The organism is Vibrio sp. R10-SF1-ISO8 (assembly GCF_059833805.1).
The window spans coordinates 1,219,253-1,235,098 of the sequence record NZ_JCBDHL010000021.1; the positions used below are offsets into that span (position 1 = coordinate 1,219,253).

At 43.6% G+C, this 15,846-nt stretch carries 19 protein-coding genes and 1 pseudogene; 7 read left to right on the forward strand and 13 right to left on the reverse strand.

The genetic code is table 11. The annotated features are described in order from the left end of the window. Positions 1 to 54 precede the first annotated feature (54 nt). From uspE to ccoN, 10 genes are all read right to left on the reverse strand, one after another. On the reverse strand, positions 55 to 1,002 hold the full coding sequence (gene uspE / locus AC6R00_RS23730; protein ID WP_272239965.1) for a universal stress protein UspE: 948 nt from the start codon (positions 1,000 to 1,002) through the stop codon (positions 55 to 57). A gap of 143 nt (positions 1,003 to 1,145) precedes the next feature. After that, positions 1,146 to 1,895, reverse strand: coding sequence for a fumarate/nitrate reduction transcriptional regulator Fnr (gene fnr, locus AC6R00_RS23735; RefSeq protein WP_004414051.1), 750 nt, complete (start codon positions 1,893 to 1,895; stop codon positions 1,146 to 1,148). An 88-nt stretch (positions 1,896 to 1,983) separates the two neighbouring features. Then, entirely contained in the window at positions 1,984 to 2,658 is a 675-nt protein-coding gene (locus AC6R00_RS23740) for a sulfite exporter TauE/SafE family protein (RefSeq protein WP_171324322.1), read from the reverse strand. Further along, positions 2,655 to 2,819 carry a cbb3-type cytochrome oxidase assembly protein CcoS gene (gene ccoS / locus AC6R00_RS23745; RefSeq protein WP_004745922.1) on the reverse strand — a complete coding sequence of 55 codons (165 nt, stop codon included), beginning with the start codon at positions 2,817 to 2,819 and terminating at the stop codon, positions 2,655 to 2,657. Before ccoS ends, AC6R00_RS23740 begins: the two co-directional genes overlap by 4 nt. Beyond that, positions 2,820 to 5,192 (reverse strand): heavy metal translocating P-type ATPase, encoded by a 2,373-nt coding sequence (locus AC6R00_RS23750; protein WP_500642204.1) that lies wholly within the window; start codon positions 5,190 to 5,192, stop codon positions 2,820 to 2,822. 9 nt (positions 5,193 to 5,201) lie between these two features. Beyond that, complete coding sequence (locus tag AC6R00_RS23755) at positions 5,202 to 5,681, reverse strand: FixH family protein (RefSeq protein WP_069666315.1); 480 nt, start codon at positions 5,679 to 5,681, stop codon at positions 5,202 to 5,204. Between the two features lie 107 nt (positions 5,682 to 5,788). Further along, positions 5,789 to 6,766, reverse strand: coding sequence for a cytochrome-c oxidase, cbb3-type subunit III (gene ccoP, locus AC6R00_RS23760; protein ID WP_171324316.1), 978 nt, complete (start codon positions 6,764 to 6,766; stop codon positions 5,789 to 5,791). Beyond that, positions 6,763 to 6,939, reverse strand: coding sequence for a cbb3-type cytochrome oxidase subunit 3 (locus tag AC6R00_RS23765; RefSeq protein WP_004745916.1), 177 nt, complete (start codon positions 6,937 to 6,939; stop codon positions 6,763 to 6,765). Before AC6R00_RS23765 ends, ccoP begins: the two co-directional genes overlap by 4 nt. A 15-nt stretch (positions 6,940 to 6,954) precedes the next feature. Then, the gene (ccoO, locus tag AC6R00_RS23770; protein ID WP_004745914.1) at positions 6,955 to 7,575 is read right to left on the reverse strand and encodes a cytochrome-c oxidase, cbb3-type subunit II; all 621 of its coding nucleotides are present in this window, start codon (positions 7,573 to 7,575) and stop codon (positions 6,955 to 6,957) included. A gap of 13 nt (positions 7,576 to 7,588) precedes the next feature. Then, entirely contained in the window at positions 7,589 to 9,016 is a 1,428-nt protein-coding gene (gene ccoN / locus AC6R00_RS23775) for a cytochrome-c oxidase, cbb3-type subunit I (protein WP_004745913.1), read from the reverse strand. A 259-nt stretch (positions 9,017 to 9,275) separates the two neighbouring features. Here ccoN and AC6R00_RS23780 point away from each other — a divergent pair, with 259 nt between their 5' ends. The 7 genes from AC6R00_RS23780 to AC6R00_RS23810 all read left to right on the forward strand — a co-directional run bounded on the left by AC6R00_RS23780 (position 9,276) and on the right by AC6R00_RS23810 (position 13,584). Then, positions 9,276 to 9,638 carry a hypothetical protein gene (locus AC6R00_RS23780; RefSeq protein ID WP_171324314.1) on the forward strand — a complete coding sequence of 121 codons (363 nt, stop codon included), beginning with the start codon at positions 9,276 to 9,278 and terminating at the stop codon, positions 9,636 to 9,638. Between the two features lie 208 nt (positions 9,639 to 9,846). Further along, positions 9,847 to 10,992, forward strand: coding sequence for a hypothetical protein (locus tag AC6R00_RS23785; RefSeq protein ID WP_500642205.1), 1,146 nt, complete (start codon positions 9,847 to 9,849; stop codon positions 10,990 to 10,992). Positions 10,993 to 11,440: 448 nt separating this feature from the next. After that, positions 11,441 to 11,869, forward strand: a complete 429-nt coding sequence (locus AC6R00_RS23790; protein ID WP_500638957.1) for a phage protein — start codon at positions 11,441 to 11,443, stop codon at positions 11,867 to 11,869. Between the two features lie 125 nt (positions 11,870 to 11,994). Further along, positions 11,995 to 12,276 carry a hypothetical protein gene (locus tag AC6R00_RS23795; protein ID WP_500638931.1) on the forward strand — a complete coding sequence of 94 codons (282 nt, stop codon included), beginning with the start codon at positions 11,995 to 11,997 and terminating at the stop codon, positions 12,274 to 12,276. 47 nt (positions 12,277 to 12,323) lie between these two features. Next, positions 12,324 to 12,686: a hypothetical protein gene (locus AC6R00_RS23800; protein ID WP_500638930.1), complete on the forward strand. Its 363-nt coding sequence runs from the start codon at positions 12,324 to 12,326 to the stop codon at positions 12,684 to 12,686. Positions 12,687 to 12,827: 141 nt separating this feature from the next. After that, positions 12,828 to 13,163 (forward strand): hypothetical protein, encoded by a 336-nt coding sequence (locus tag AC6R00_RS23805; RefSeq protein WP_500638929.1) that lies wholly within the window; start codon positions 12,828 to 12,830, stop codon positions 13,161 to 13,163. Beyond that, on the forward strand, positions 13,150 to 13,584 hold the full coding sequence (locus AC6R00_RS23810) for a hypothetical protein (RefSeq protein WP_500638928.1): 435 nt from the start codon (positions 13,150 to 13,152) through the stop codon (positions 13,582 to 13,584). Before AC6R00_RS23805 ends, AC6R00_RS23810 begins: the two co-directional genes overlap by 14 nt. Before the next feature lie 31 nt (positions 13,585 to 13,615). Here the strand turns inward: AC6R00_RS23810 and AC6R00_RS23815 are convergent, their stop codons facing one another. The 3 genes and pseudogenes from AC6R00_RS23815 to AC6R00_RS23825 form a co-directional block, all read right to left on the reverse strand. Then, positions 13,616 to 14,344, reverse strand: coding sequence for an FRG domain-containing protein (locus AC6R00_RS23815; RefSeq protein WP_500640423.1), 729 nt, complete (start codon positions 14,342 to 14,344; stop codon positions 13,616 to 13,618). A 5-nt stretch (positions 14,345 to 14,349) separates the two neighbouring features. Then, the gene (locus AC6R00_RS23820; RefSeq protein WP_500640424.1) at positions 14,350 to 15,369 is read right to left on the reverse strand and encodes a hypothetical protein; all 1,020 of its coding nucleotides are present in this window, start codon (positions 15,367 to 15,369) and stop codon (positions 14,350 to 14,352) included. A 45-nt stretch (positions 15,370 to 15,414) separates the two neighbouring features. Next, a pseudogene (locus tag AC6R00_RS23825) lies at positions 15,415 to 15,846 on the reverse strand (DUF2971 domain-containing protein); the annotation flags it as partial.

Sequence of the window (15,846 nt, forward strand, 5' to 3'; positions counted from 1 at the left end):
ACATCAAAAAAAGGAAGATAGTCAGCTATCTTCCCTTTTCTTTATCTTACTGATTTAAATCGCGGTCTTGGGATCAAGTGGGCTAATGTATCCTTGTGGTTTAAGCGCCATCACATCGCAATTGATCTTATCAATCACATGCTCTGCGGTATTACCAATAAACACAGCTGACAAGCCTGTACGACCTGTAGTGCCAATAATCACCATTGCTGCGTTTAGCTTTTCGGCAGCATCTGGAATCACATCTTCCGGAAGGCCTTGTTCTACTACCGTTTGCTCCTCATCGTAACCATGTTTCTGGCGCAGCGCCTTCATGGCTGTAAGGTGGTGACCACGAACCGCATCTGTATAAGTAGCAGGATCAAACTCAGGAAGCTCAATCGTAATGTTCGCAGGAGTAACAGGGTAGGCGTTAACTAGATAAGGCTTAGCGCCTAAACGTTCGGTTAAACTGTTTAGTTGCTCAACCATGGCATCATTTAAGCCTAAGTGGGTTTCGTTTTCTGATCCGACATGCACAGAGGCAAGAACACTCGCATCCGCTGGCCATTCTGTGTTTTTAACCAATAAAACAGGACAAGGGCATTTACGGAGTAAGTGCCAATCGGTTGGAGTAAAGATGACAGACTCAAGTACGTCATGTTTACGCGTTCCTTTGATTACGATGTCATGCTCACCGGCAAACACTTCTGCGATAATCGCTTCATAAGGGCGGTTGTGCCATACAACACGAACATCAAACTCAATCTCATCATTGATGTAATCTTTGGCGATCTTGCGCATCCACTGTTCACGCTGTTGAATCACGCCACGGCGCATCGCATCGCGCTCATCAATCGACAGCATAGACGTCATGTCGTAAGAGAAGTCATAGATAGAGAGGAAGAAAGTCACTCGACTAGGCGACCGGCTTTTTGCGGCTAACTGCATCGCTCGCGCAAGCGCAGGCTGTTCGTCTTTGTTAATGTCGGCAACGACTAAAATCTTATTGTAAATACTCATATTGACTCCTTAGAGACGAGGAGGGGTATATGATTAATGTAGCTTAGATGAGAGGAGAGTTTTAGAAATACTTTGCGGAATATAAGAGAAGTATGATGTAGCTCTATTTCGAAGTGAATTGCGAGCTACATCATTGAAAATTATTACGATTCTGTTGATACGCCTGCCAGTTCCATCAGCGCATCGTGGTCAAGAATAGTAATGTATTTACCTTTAACACTTAAGATCTCTGATTTCTGGAATCGACCAAGCAGACGAGAGATTGTTTCTACCGTTAAACCAAGGTAGTTACCAATGTCACCACGAGTCATGGTAAGACGGAATTCGCGCGGGCTAAAGCCACGTTGCGAGAAACGAGTAGAAAGGTTGTATAGGAAAGCAGCCAAGCGCTCTTCTGCATTCTTCTTAGAAAGCAGCAAGATCATTTCTTGGTCACCTTTGATTTCGTTGCTCATCAAACGCATGATCTGCTGACGAAGCTTAGGCATTTTGCCTGATAGATCGTCTAGAATTTCGTATGGAATTTCACATACCATCGACGTTTCTAGCGCTTGAGCGAAGCTAGGGTGAAGGTCGCCAGTAATTGCGTCAAAACCTACCAAGTCACCAGCTAAGTGGAAAGCAGTAATCTGCTCATCACCTTGCTCAGTGATTGTGTAGCTCTTGATTGTTCCTGAACGAATCGCGTAAAGAGATTTTAGTTCATCTCCTGCTTTGAACAATTCCTGTCCTTTCTGGATTGGCTTCTTACGCTCGATGATTTGATCAAGCTGATCGAGTTCAGATTCATTTAGCGTAAACGGAATACAAAGCTGGCTGATACTACAATCTTGGCAGTGAATTGCACAGCCACCAGATTGAATACGCTTTGTTGCAGGCTTTTCAGAAATCATAACAACCTTTCACTATTTGATATACATCAATATTTTAGCATCCATTAGCCCTAAAGGGTAGCTTAAAAAAATGTATAAAAACAGTTAACTATAAACTAATTGATAAGAGACTAAGTGCGCCATACGCTGTGTACAATCCATAAATTAAGATAGTAAAAGCAACGATATGACGAAATATGTCGGAATTTTGCAGCTTATGGAGCGACGTAGCCGCGTGGCCAACAAGCAGCATCGCTGGTAATGTACCTGCGCCAAATGCCAGCATCACTAAAGCACCGTTGATTGCGCTTCCAGACACCGCTGACCAAGTTAAAGTAGAGTAGACGAGACCACATGGAATCCAGCCCCAAATAAAGCCAAATGGGAGCGCATGTAGCGGAGATTTTAGCGGCAGCAGAGATTTTCCCGCAGGCGAGATCTTGCGCCAAATAACTTGCCCTAGCTTTTCTATATAGAGCAGGCCATGCCACCATCGGCCGATATAGCAAGCGAGTAGGATCATAAACAACGCCGCCGCTAAACGTAACCAAACCAACACGTTGTTGAGTTGGCTTACTTCTGAAATCGAAGAAACCGCACCGCCGATCACTGCGCCAATGAGCGCGTAGCTAATAAGACGGCCACCGTTATAAAATAAAGGGACTAATTTTGATGGTTGAGACTGACCTATAGTGAGCATGGACGCAATACCGCCGCACATGCCCATACAATGCCCAGCCCCAACTAAACCTATAAAGAAGGCCCCAATCCAGTCAGGACTCATTTAGGTGGGTTCTCTTTATGATCATCCTCATCAAACAAGATGTTGTGACCTTGACGCTCTAGATCTTCAAACTGTTCGCTTTTTACAGCCCAAAGGAATACAGCCACCGCGAGACAAACCAATACGATAGCGATAGGGATGAGGATATAAAGGCTTTCCATCTATTTACCTTTTTCTTTGAGCAAACGCAGAGAGTTAGATACTACAATAATTGAGCTCGCAGACATACCGACAACCGCAAAATATGGGGCAACAAATCCTGCTACTGCTAAAGGCAATATCAATAGATTGTAGCCAAGCGACCAGGCAAGGTTTTCTCGAATGATCTTACGCGTTTGTAGCGCTAGTTCACGCGCTTCTAAAACACGGTCAAGCCTGTCGCCTAACAGCACCATATCAGCCGATGCTTTCGCCACATCGGCGCCACCACCCATAGCGACAGAAAGGTGCGCGCCGGCCAACGTTGGTGCATCATTGATCCCATCACCAATCATCATAGTAATGTCATCAGAGTCTACCTGCTGCAAGTAAGATAACTTATCTTGAGGTTTAGCCCCTGCTACGACATCTTCAATACCGATTTGGTTTGCGACGAGATCAGCGTTTTCTTTCGTGTCACCCGTTAGAAGAGTCACCTTTACACCCGATTTCTGGAATTTTTCGATAAACTCTTTGGTTTCAAGACGGATAGGGTCACGATAGCCAAAGCTCGCGACATGTTGTCCATCAATAGAAAGAAACACTGTATTCGCTTTGGAACCTTGTCCTTCACCCAAAACAAACTCGGCACTACCGATCATAACTTGTTTGTTTTGATAGATACCTGTGATGCCTGAACCAATAACATTCTCAACGTCAGATACCGTCACGTTAACATCCGCATAAGGTTTGAATGCACGAGCAATAGGGTGGTTGGCATGAGATTCAAGTGAAGCCGCAACCGCTAACAATTCATCTTTTGAGAAGTCTGAGCTAACCTCTACTTCATTGATTTCAATATCACCGTGAGTCAGTGTACCTGTTTTATCAACAATCAGGTGGTTTACCTTACACAAGGTTTCAAACACATGGCTTTTACGCAGTAGAATACCCAAATTGCCCATACGTGATGTCGCACAGGTTAATGCTGTTGGCGTCGCCAGAGACAACGCACAAGGACATGTTGCAACTAACACTGACAACATAATCCAGAATGCATCATCAGGTCTGCTAGAGTGCCAGAAGAACCAAGTGCCCGCTGCGATAATTAGAATGACTGCGACGAAATAGCGCGCAACAATATCGGCGATTTCAGCAATTTTGGGTTTTGATAACTGAGCTTCATCTTGCAGGCGCACAATGTTAGAGATCATTGAGTCCGCTTTTGAAGAGGTGACTTCTAACTCAAACGACTCTTCACCATTTAGCGTACCTGCAAAGACATGATCGTCAACTTGCTTAACGACGGGGAGAGATTCACCCGTCAGCATTGATTCATCAATATGAACGCGACCGGCAATGATCTTGCCGTCCGCTGGAATATGTTCACCCGGTAGAACGCGAATTTGGTCACCGACTTTTAGCGTTTTAACAGGGACTTGGTCACCGTTAAGTTTATTGGCAATAGCAGGAATCAGTTTTAACAGGTTTCCGCTTGCCGCTGCGGCTTTGCGGCGTGCGCGCATCTCGAGGAACCGACCAACCAAAAGGAAGAAAGCAAACATTGAGATAGACTCAAAGAACACTTCTCCTTGCTCAGTAACCGTTGCAACCAAACTTGCACAATAGGCAAAGATCATCGCGATAGAAACTGGGACATCCATCCCTAGAGTACGGCTACGCAGGCTGCGCCACGCATTAATATAGAATGGCAGAGCAGAGTAGAGCATCACTGGCGTGGCAAAGATCAAGCTTACCCAGCGGAAGTAGTTTTTAAACTCGGGCTCTAAGTCACCAAACACTTCTAGATAAAGCGCAACAGCCAGCATCATCACCTGCATTGTCGCAAGGCCTGCAATGCCTAAACGATACAGGTATTGCTTCATCTGTTGGTGATAGGCAGCTTCTTGCTTGTCCGCTTCAAAAGGTGCGGCTTTATAACCAAGTTGGTGAATCAGAGAGAGTATTTCACTCAGTCTTGCTTGAGACTTGTCCCATGCTAATAAAGCACGGTTGGTTGTGGTATTAACTCGAATCGACAGAACACCACTTTTAGAAGAGACTTGCTTTTCGATCAGCCATGCACAGGCTGCACAAGAAACGCCTTCAAGTGACAATGTCACTTCTGAGCTATCTTTGCTATTACGGACGAATTCAGATTGTACTTCGTCATTGTCATAATGAATCAGTGCTTGAAGCTGCTCGGGGACAAGGTCTGCTTTTTCTGCAGGAGCAGTACGATATTGGTAGTAAGAGACCAAGCCGCTGTCGACGATAGTCTGAGCTACCGTCTCACAACCTGGGCAACACATCTCGCGTATGTCGCCCAAAATTTCGACTTTGAAATCCGTGTTGGCTGGTACATCTTCACCACAGTGATAACAGGATTTACACATAGACGCTTCTTAGTTAGATAGTTGTACTGCTGCCGACGTTGGGAACTCGATACGGCCTTGGATTAACCATTTCTCATCATGGGGCGTTAACTCAACAAACCATGGTCCTTGAAGCGCGTCGTCAAGAGTGAATCGATATACACCACGCGCATCTGAAGTCACCAGTTTAGTGAAATCGTGGTCAGGAAGGGTACGGTGGGCAAACATAGCAGTGATTGCTGGGTAGTGATCTAATTGACCTTTATCAAATTCAATCACCACTGCGTTCCCTTCAGAGTGGACTGAAGCTTTGAGCCCAAGCTCTTTGGTCACATTGACTCTTGAAATATCGACGTTGATCCCTTTACCTTTTTTATAGTAATCCTCGGTAACCAAATGAACAGAGTGGTTTGTAAGTATCGCCACTCGAACCAAAGTTAGTATAGATACTCCAACCGTAAGGGAGAGTATAAACCAGGGCCAAAACTGCTTATACCAAGGCTTTTCCATAAAAAAGTTCTCAATTGAAAAATTAAAAAAATTAGGGCTTTAACTGTAAAGAAAAGACAGCCCCTTTACCATCGATAGAGAGTAAGGGGCTGTAATAGAAATGTAACTTATTGTTCCGAGTTGCTTAAGCTCCACACATAAGCTGAAACTAGCTGAACTTTGTCTTCACCTAGAATGTCTTTCCAAGCTGGCATTACGCCCGAACGACCGTTCATTACTGTTTCAGTTACTTCTGCGCGAGAACCACCAAACAACCAGTCTTGGTCAGTTAGATCAGGTGCGCCAACTGCTGGGTTACCTTTACCATCTGTACCGTGACACGCTGCACACACTACGAAACGAGCTTTACCAGCTTCTGCTTCGCGAGCGTTAACAGAACGTCCAGACAGGCTTAGCGTGTAGCTCACAACTTCTTTCACGCCTTGCTCGCCTAACGCGTCTTTCCAACCTGGCATTTGACCGATACGACCTTGCATTACAGTCGTAACAATCGCTTGTGGTTCGCCGCCGTATAGCCATGCATCATCAGTCAGGTTAGGGAAACCTTTCTGACCACGAGCATCAGAGCCGTGACACTGAGAACAGTTTTGCAGGAACAAACGCTGACCAACTTTCACTGCTTCATTATCCGCTGCAATTTCAGGGATAGGGCGCAGCTCAGTTGAGCCATCTACATAAGCCAGTTTCTTAAATGCTTCACCGAAGTAAGTATCTGCATCATCTAGCTCTTTAGCGTACTGAACCAACTGCTTATTCTCTTGCGCTTTTGCAATCGACGCTTTTGACTCTTCAAGAGAACGTACTGTTTGGTCAGAACTCTGCCAACCTAGAACGCCTTTGAAGTTACCTAGACCTGGGTACAGAGTTAGGTAAATAGCTGCGAATACAAACGTACCAACAAACAGATAAGTCCACCACTTAGGCAGTGGGTTGTTTAGTTCACGAATACCATCGTATTCGTGGCCCATATCTGCACCTTCTTCAACACCCATTTTATCTTTAAGGCACCAAAAAAGGAGCGCAGCACAGCCGACCAGTGTACCGACTGTGATGATGATTATCCAAAGACTCCAAAATGTCGTCATTGCTTAGTCACTCCTTGTTCTTTTTCAGGCGCTTTCTGCTCATCAGCAAAAACAAGGTTTGCAGCTTCATCAAAGCGTGCTTTACGGCTCTTACCGTAAGCCCACCAAACCACACCTAGAAAGCTAACGAACAGAACTATGGTCCAAATACTGTGAATAGTACCGATATCCATAATGTCACCCCTTTATTACTTCATTGCGTGACCAAGAGACTGAAGGTAAGCGATGATTGCATCCATCTCTGTTTTACCTTCTACATCTTTAGACGCGTTTGCGATTTGCTCATCAGTGTATGGAACACCAAACTGATCACGGAAGATTTCAAGTTTCTTCTGAGTGTTCTTACCATCAAGAACATTTTCTTCAAGCCATGGGAAACCAGGCATGTTTGACTCAGGAACCAACTCACGTGGGTCAATTAGGTGTACGCGGTGCCACTCATCAGAGTAACGACCACCAACGCGCGCTAGGTCAGGACCTGTACGCTTAGAGCCCCATAGGAATGGATGCTCGTATACACTTTCACCAGCAACAGAGTAGTGACCGTAACGTTCCGTCTCAGAGCGGAATGGACGAATCATTTGGCTGTGACATACGTTACAACCTTCACGGATGTATACATCACGACCTTCCATTTCAAGCGCTGTATAAGGACGTAGGTTCTCTACAGGCTCAGTCGTTTGCTTTTGGAAAATCAGAGGAGTGATCTCTACAAGAGCACCCAAGCTGATTGCAAAAACGATAAGAATCGCGAGTAAACCGACATTGCGTTCAACAATTTCGTGGCGATTGTTAGAATTAGAACTCATTCTTTAAATCTCCTTATGCCGGCTGTGGGATAGCTTTAAGGCTATCTTTAGGCGCTGTTACCGTCTTATACGTGTTGTATGCCATTAGGAACATACCTGCTAGGAAAATAAATCCACCTAGGAAACGTACAAAGTAGAATGGGTAAGACGCTTCAACTGACTCAACAAAGCTGTATGTCAACGTACCGTCAGAGTTAACTGCACGCCACATCAGACCTTGCATTACACCAGAGATCCACATTGCAACGATGTATAAAACGGTACCGATAGTTGCTAACCAGAAGTGAGTATTGATTAGACCAACAGAGTACATACGCTCTTGACCGAATAGGCGAGGGACTAAGTGGTATACCGAACCGATAGATACCATAGCAACCCAACCTAGCGCACCAGAGTGTACGTGGCCGATAGTCCAGTCAGTGTAGTGAGACAGTGCGTTTACTGTCTTAATAGACATCATTGGACCTTCAAACGTAGACATACCGTAGAACGATAGAGATACAATTAGGAAACGTAGAATAGGGTCATAACGTAGTTTGTGCCAAGCACCAGACAGCGTCATGATACCGTTGATCATACCACCCCAAGACGGAGCAAATAGAACCAGTGACATCACCATACCTAGAGACTGCGTCCAATCTGGAAGTGCAGTGTAGTGTAGGTGGTGAGGACCAGCCCAGATGTATAGAGATACTAATGCCCAGAAGTGAACGATAGACAGACGGTAAGAGTAAACAGGACGTTCAGCTTGCTTAGGTACGAAGTAGTACATCATACCTAGGAAACCAGCTGTCAGTAGGAAACCTACTGCGTTGTGTCCGTACCACCACTGAACCATTGCATCCACCGCACCTGAGTAAATCGAATAAGACTTACCAAGAGATACAGGGATTGCCATGCTGTTTACGATATGAAGAACCGCAACAGTGATGATAAAGGCACCGAAGAACCAGTTTGCTACGTAGATGTGAGATGTCCTACGGGTTATCAATGTTCCAAAGAACACGATAGCGTAAGAAACCCAAACAACTGCGATGGCAATATCGATTGGCCATTCTAGCTCTGCGTATTCCTTACCAGAGGTGAAACCCAATGGCAGAGTAATCGCGGCTGCTAAAATGATGGCTTGCCAGCCCCAAAAGGTAAAGGCGACAAGAGGGCCACCAAAGAGACGAGTTTGACAGGTACGCTGAACAACGTAATAAGACGTTGCGAACAGGGCACTTGTACCAAACGCAAAAATAACCGCATTAGTATGCAGAGGACGTAAGCGACTGTACGTCAACCACGGCGTATCAAAGTTTAGCTGTGGCCAAACTAATTGAGCGGCAATCAAAACACCAACGGCCATTCCGACAATGCCCCAAAGAATAGTAACAAGGGTAAATTGACGGACGACTGTATAGTTGTAGTTTTGTTCAAGCTGCTTTTCTTGGCTCATTTGCATGCTTCCAATTTCTAATTAACTACACTTTACTTCCAACACGACACATGTCGTAATGCCACCCAAAACTGTTAAGAAAATCACACCAAAATTCATTGGTTAAATATTCTTGCCAGTTTTTAAAAAAAGTGGCATTTTCAGCCGCCAACTATACTGCATTTAACAATTCAATGACAGCGTAGTAACCTTACAGTCGGTCTGGTTTTGGCCTTTTATTTTAAAACTTTGAAGTTTGTTACACGGAGAACCCCACATAATGGCAGCACAGAAACTCACACGAGGCCGTTTTGTTCAAATAATCATCATGTTAACCCTACTTATTACAGCGTTTATTTGGCGTACGGTCACATTCACTGAAGGGCAAGAAATAGAGTGTGAGTTGAAACCAAATTGTACTTTTAGTGTTAAAAATGACCAGTTTTCAGCTTCGAAATTGGAGGGAAAAATAACCCTGAATAAACCCTCAAATAACTGGAAAATTTCAACCGAAAATAAGTCTGTCCAAATCATAGAAAATGAAAATAATTGGCAAATAAAAGGGGAAGAATTCGATAACCTAGAAATTCAATTATCCGATCTACAAGAGAGCCAAATAGTCGGTGTGACGTTTAGAATTTAACCAAAAAACCATCCCGAATTTTCTCCCAATAATTTCTTCTAATGCGGTGACCTGATTTGATAGGTTTACCGCATAAAGTTACTTAGCCTGTCATTTATCCGTCGATTTCTTTTGTGAAATCAATCTCGTGTTCTATCTTTTCAATTAATGATAGTTAACCAAGTAATTTCAAGTTTGTTCTCAGCTTGAAGCGCATGCGAGGGAAATAATGTCCACAGTCACAGTCTTTTTTAGTGGTACCGGCGCCACATCGGAAAATCATGTTCATAAAAGTTATGCTTCCGGTGAGTTAGTTTCTGTCCTCGCAAAAAACGTATTGGGTCGAGATAACATCGACTATATACAAGTTGATGGAGTAGGGAGTGGGAACCTAAGTGAATGGCGAAAACAGACCGATGATCAGGTACATTGGACTGTGTTCGGCCAACTGGCAGGCTGGGGCGTAGAGAGCAATATCTCCCATGTCATTAACTTACTTAAAGGCAGTTCTAGCGAAAAGAAAGACTATAAAGATAGAGCAAGTGCTTTGTTGGATGAATCCAAACCTTTTAATCGCCTTAGCTCTGCGTATTCACGCTGGAAACAAGAACGAAACGAGTTGGCCAGCGATCTGAAAAGCGGCTTGGATTTACAAATGGAGAACATAAAAAGAGAGCGGCAGAGAGATCCCATAACACAGCTGAATCTTATCGGTTGGAGTCGTGGTGGCGTAAGTTGCTTTGAACTTGCCAACGAGTTACTTGAACATCCGCAGCTTGCAAACATAAGTGTCAATATATTCGCCCTCGATCCTGTCCCAGGTGGTCTTAACGCCTTTAAGAACTATAAATCATTAGGCTCAAACGTGAAGCAAATCGTCTGTTTTTATGCCAAAGACGAACGTTCTTTATTCTTCAAGGCTAGAATGCCAAAGCTCCATAAGAACACTAAGTTCTACACAACCATGATTCCCGGTAGACATGCAACATTAGTGGGAGCATCACGAACGAGCGGCGGTGGCAAGGGTGAGCATAAACTCTTTGGCCCTGGACAGATCACAAGAGACTTTGCTGAAAAGGTTCTGACTAGTTGGGGAACAAGTTTTTCGAGCAATTCAATGCTCAATTATTCAAAAGAGCAAATTCTAGAAACGTATCAGCGGATCGCAAGCAACAAAGCACAGTTCGAGAAAATGCAGAGTAACGTTTATACACTAAAGAATCAGATTTTCACGTCAACGCCAGATCGTATCGCAAAACCATCAGTGCTAATGGGCATTGACGGAATATTTGAAAACGCAGTAAACAGACACCATTACGATGTATTGAACAACAACATCTTTGCAATCAGAGGTACAGCTTCAGCGCTGTGTTAAACGATCACTAATAAACAGTATTAGAATCGACAGATTATAAATACTGTTTATTAGGTATTTTATGGTAAATCCATTATGTTCAATGAATTAGAGCAAAGTAGAGTACCAACAGCCATAAACAAGCCAGATTTCGCATACACGCACACTTAATTTAACATAATATACATAATGCGCACCCAAGACACTAATTTAGTAAGGAGAATCCCATGTCACGTTCACTGTGTAATTCGCTCATTGTATTTCTTTTAAGTTGCTGTTTTGCTTCCAGTTAATCTCTAATTTATACAATTAATAAAGGCTGCGTTTTCGCATTTCGATTAGTTGTTTAAAAACATTACTTATCGCTCGCTGCGTGCAAAATGTGCGTTGATTGGCGCTGCCGATGAGTCTGGAAATAAAAAAAGAAAATAACTATCAACCTCCTCAACGGATTTCGAAGGAAGATCACATGTACAGCACCTATTCATTTCGTCAGTTACTGCACGCTCAGTTTATGGACCTCAATGAAGCCGCCGCGTTTTTTCACGTTCAACCGTATACCGTGACGCGCTGGATCAATGGCTATTCATCGATTAATCCCATGGCTGAAAAATTGCTTCATCTTAAGGCTCGCGGCTATTTACCGCTGGATACACGTTGGGACGGTTTTCGCGTCCATGAAGAACGCGCCACGCTCATTACGCCCGAACGCCGCGAGTTTAGCCCCAAAGAATTGCTAGCGTTTGGCTACTGGCGTGATGAACATCGTCAGTTTGTTGAGTTACACGGTCACATTGATAATCCCAAGAAGTATCCACCGAAGGAAAATAAGTGGCCTTTTTCGGGTGGCGGCTACCGACGTAAACTGCGGCTTTGGGTGCCCAGCAAATTTAAATGACTCACGTCAGGCTAAATTTTGCAGTGATTCTTGCTTTGTCACTCGACTCATATCTCGCTCACGACTCTGTAAGAATATTTGCTTTCTATATACAGTGTCGGTAAGAAGAATTCATGGAGTAAACAATGCCGTTATATTGTGTCACCAATTGGCGCGACTATTCACTCATTACTGCCAAATCTCCGATGGCGGCCATTCAATCCCTCTATGGCCGTCATTACGAACTTATGGACAATCAAACACTTACGCAAGACTGTGTGGTGCATGTAATGTGCTGCGAATATCATGGCTATGTCGAATCGATTCTAGAGCGCATGCACCGTGATATTGACCGCGTGCTGTGGCTAGACATGTACCAAAATACGTTACGCTTTCAGTCAACTTGCAAATCTCTATCTATACATTAGAATAACTGTATATACATACAGTTATTCTAATTATGCAGTTTAGATATGTGAAAAGTCACGTTGGCCAACGTGTCGATGATAAGGGTCATGATCACCGCGGTCGCACTATCCAAGTGCCCTGCTTGCTTAGAGACGGGACGACCAAAGAAGCCCTATTTCGCGGCTCCATTGATGTGAATGAATGCGACAACTACCAACGGGTCAAGCTGGTTGGTTTCACGAGCTATAGCCCGGATGATGGTCAAACTTGGATCAAACTTGAAACCCACTCGTACCTGGTGGGCGTTCGGATCTGGGATGAGCATTACATCGTGCTATACGACGGTTTACCCAAAGCCTTCACCTACGATCCCAAAGGTCCAACACGCTATTACAACAATGTGGTGCCTTTACCCGTGAATAAGCCCTAGCCAATCACACTGCCTTGAGACGCTTGTGTGATGACTCTTCGTCAAGCATGATCTTTATTCCTAATCCTCACTATGAGATAGTCAACGGTTTGCATTGATGCTATACCAACCCTTCACGACCACACACTGAGGACCGAAGTGATGGCGGAACTGGGTTACTGCTCAATCAACAATCTGCAACTGTCGTCGGAATCGCTTGACGCTGTTGCCGAGATAAAAGACATCATGGAAGATGGTAACATGCTCGCGTATTCGGTTGGCGCCGTGCCGTTGTTCGATCTCTTCCTCGGTAAGCAAAAGCCGGCTGAGACGTTAATTAGCATTGCGGGCTACGATTGGGTCGAGTTTTCTGAGGTGTTGTCCTCAGTGAACAGCATCGTTAAAAACCGAATTTACGGTATTGCTGAGCCGTTAAGCTGGCGAACTCATGGAGAAGAAGGTGAATTTTGGAGGTGTGTATCCCGTGCGACGTTGTAGCTCCCTACTCTGCGCTTTGCTCATCAGCACTAGCGTGCACGCTGACGCGTTTCAACAAGCAATGATTGACTATGGCAATAAGCTTGAAGAATGCCGCGCCATAGCCAAGTCTAACACCGCAGATTTTCCTGTTACTGATTGGTTTTCTGGACTTGATATTCAAAGCAAGAAAAACGTGGTGCTTTATCTGTCGTTAGACAACAGTGCCCGTTGTTCTGCACAAGAAAAAGCCCACTTAATCAAAGCTGCAGAGACGGCCCCTGACCCCGCAAAAGAGCCTTTACGTTTCTTACTGGAAGAGAAGCCTTATCAAGAATACATCAAGGATCTTGACCGGGATGAAGTGCTCCGAATTCAGCAGGAGTTTTCGAAGCCATTCGACTCATATAAAGTTGGCGATAGACTAGATTTGTTGGAGTAACTCCAACTAAATCGTTTCGCAAGAAAAATAGTTATTCCCCGACATAAAGGCCATTTAAGTACTCACTAAGGCCATACTGATCTGGAAACTGACTATAATCGTCTATTCCCATTATCGCGAGGGACATTTTTAGTGGTTGAATCAATTCTAGTGGGATATCAATTTTTCTGACACAGTTAGGGCATTGCACCTCGATCGGCTCTACATTAGCTGTATGGACAGTAAACCGTCCTCTTTGGGCTGCAATTCTCCGGTTACCGTGAGGAGGTTGGATCGAAAACGGAACTTCAATCTCTGATCTTTGCATAATGATATCGGCGATATCATAGTTTACGTCATAGCTATTTGAACCATTTGCCAACCTAGTTGTGTCATATATGATCGTGTCTTGAGTACTTTCGAAGCTTAATTTATATGGGTCTAGCAACCAAATACAAGGCGAGTCAGGATTGCCTTTCAATGCAAAATATAGTGCTGTACCAAGTGATGTTGTCCAATCTAATAGTCTAGTCGGCAACCCATAATGTTGCATGTCTAATAAACTATCCCAATCATCCTTACTTTGGCCATTTATTGCTGCTGCATGAGCTTTATATTCATAAAACAGTGCTGCTTCGTTACCTATTGCTCTTCTAAACACCGTAGGTAAAAGCATATATTCAGTACTTCCGTGGCCTCGATACCAAACATGATCCGATGTGTTTGGAAGCATTTCCTCTGCATTAGATAAAACAAGTTGAAAAAATTCTTCTAAGCTCATGGTTACTACATATCCTTACTTTTTGTTTGTTCTCGCTTTTCCTCTAATACTAACCAAGTTGGAACAATGAGTTCGTGTAGCAGAGATAAAGCATCTTTTCGAGATTCAGTTCTAGGTAAAACATACGCAATATCGTTATTAGAGTCATATAGAACTAATCCTTTACTTGGCACCAAAGAAAAACCTAGCTTAGGTTGTGGTAAATCCAATAGGGTCATATTTGAGTTAGGATCTGCGACAAGATCTACCACGCACTCGATGCCATACATAACCTTTTGTACCATCTCAATATTTTTCAAAGGTATGGCTGCTGTGGTTAGACCAAGGCCCGCTGGCATAAACACTTTTCCATCGATCGTGTAAGTGGTACTTACACCTGCTTTACGCAGCTCAGACACTTCTAAATCACTCCAATTATAACCCGACGAGATACCTTTCATCTCATATGGTTCGAGTAAAAAAGGCCAGTTGCGATACAAAATCTCTAACAACTCTTTGCGTGAAAAAACTTGTTTCTTGGAATGAGGCAAAACATCAATACAAAAAATAGTATCGTTGTAGACTACTGCAAACAGCAACCAATCAGACCGTACAGCAAAGTACTCGTGACTTTTTACTTCGTCCGAAAGGTGAAAGTGAAGTATTCCCCAATCAGCAAATAATAAGTCAGTCCTGTTCGACTTTTTACTACTACTGGTGTCGTTATGTTCGATTAGTCCCTTCGACTGGAATGGGTTTATATCGCAACCACACAACGCACGATTAGCGAAAGAATTAAAGTCACGAATGACTTTTTTTGGAAAGTTACTATTAGAAATTTTTTCTTGCAGTTGCTTTGACACTAACAACTGTCTAGGGCTATTTGTTATGTAACGAGATACAAAGTCCATCCAACGCATAATTGGGTTAGCAAGCTTTTGCTCTTTTTTGGTGTACTTAAGCCCATATGAACTTATAAGTTCCTCGCAAATTAGTTCAAGATCACTAACTAGATCTTGATATAAGCAACCGCTATTTGTTTCCAAGCTTTCCTCCAATTCATAATGAATATATCTTTCAGATAAAAATATTCACTCTATTCGCTTATAGGACATGTCTCCATCTATATAAGTCATACCTGAACCTATCAGCCACTGAATATAGTACCGATTAAACTCATCGTGGTCTGGCTTGTATCGAGCACCATGTGAAACAAGCTCTAAGTTACTAATTTGAACTTTACGCGAACTTGGGCAAATTGATGCCTGCTGATAGAGAAAATCAAATAGATACTGCTTTCCGCTACGTTCAGATAAACGCCGAGAAGCTAGTTTTGTATCAATAACTTCTTTTATATTGGCCTTATCAAATGCTGACATATTAGCGCCGAAAATGACCCCTACCAGTTGGCTTGAATCGTAGTGAAACACTCTTTGTAAAGGTGAGAAATCTGACTTCCCATCTATCCAACGGCTAGGCTGATGAAGTAACAAACGCACTTCCTCCTCATATTCCCAACATAG